This window comes from Salipiger sp. ABF4_146 (assembly GCF_056161345.1).
The window spans coordinates 1-921 of record NZ_JBSWYX010000070.1 but is presented as its reverse complement, the minus strand read 5'-3'; the positions used below and the strand labels follow the sequence as shown (position 1 = coordinate 921).

Annotated in this window: 1 protein-coding gene; it reads left to right on the top strand. The window is 53.7% G+C overall.

What is annotated here, in order from left to right; translation table 11 throughout:
• Positions 1–93 precede the first annotated feature (93 nt).
• The gene (locus tag ACXAJT_RS27580; RefSeq protein WP_475242217.1) at positions 94–741 is read left to right on the top strand and encodes a sugar transferase; all 648 of its coding nucleotides are present in this window, start codon (positions 94–96) and stop codon (positions 739–741) included.
• Positions 742–921 lie beyond the last annotated feature (180 nt).

Here is a 921-nt window from a genome sequence, read left to right as displayed (position 1 = left end):
GACCGCTGCCCACAAGCCTTCTTCTCAGCAATCGCACTCGCTGCGACCGTAATCTTCTGGCTTTGAAGGAGAACGAGTCCTGAGCCTAGCGCGGTGCTTCCGCGTCCTAAGTCCTTCCGCAAAACCGACAGGAAGCGATTCTATGCTCTATTTGGGAAAAGATTTACGGATTTGATCCTTGTGGTCATTGCAGCGCCCGCGGTCACAGTGATTGTTGGGCTTTGCGCTGCAGTGGTTATGCTGGATGGAAACGCGCCGTTTTACAGTCAAAGACGGATTGGTCGGCACGGGGCAAGCTTTCGGATGTGGAAGTTGCGGACCATGGTGCCTGATGCGGACGCCATCCTCGCAGAGCATCTGCGCAAAAATCCTGGTGCGTTCCGGGAATGGAATGCGAAACAGAAGCTTGCTGAAGATCCGCGGATCACAGCGGTGGGACGCCTACTGCGTAAGTCTTCACTCGATGAGTTGCCGCAGATTCTCAATGTGCTGAAGGGGGACATGAGCCTCGTTGGACCGCGTCCGATCATGCTCGATCAAGAGCGCATTTATTCTGGTGGTTCCTACTACGAAATGCGCCCCGGCTTGACTGGTCCTTGGCAAGTGTCCGAACGCAATGCAACCGCCTTTCAGGATCGCGTCCGTTACGACGAGCTGTATTTCCGCAATATTTCCTTTTGGGGGGATGCGCGACTGATACTAAAAACATTCGGCGCCGTTATTAGGTCAACTGGCCTATAGGGGCAATGATTGCCTAGGGTTGGACGGCGTTGGTGAAGCTAAAAAGATGGTGGTAACTATGTCGAGTTATGAAGTGGTTGGGTATGCCTTAGGCTCAGGACTCGTTCTCCTTCAAAGCCAGAAGATTACGGTCGCAGCGAGTGCGATTGCTGAGAAGAAGGCTTGTGGGCAGCGGTCGTA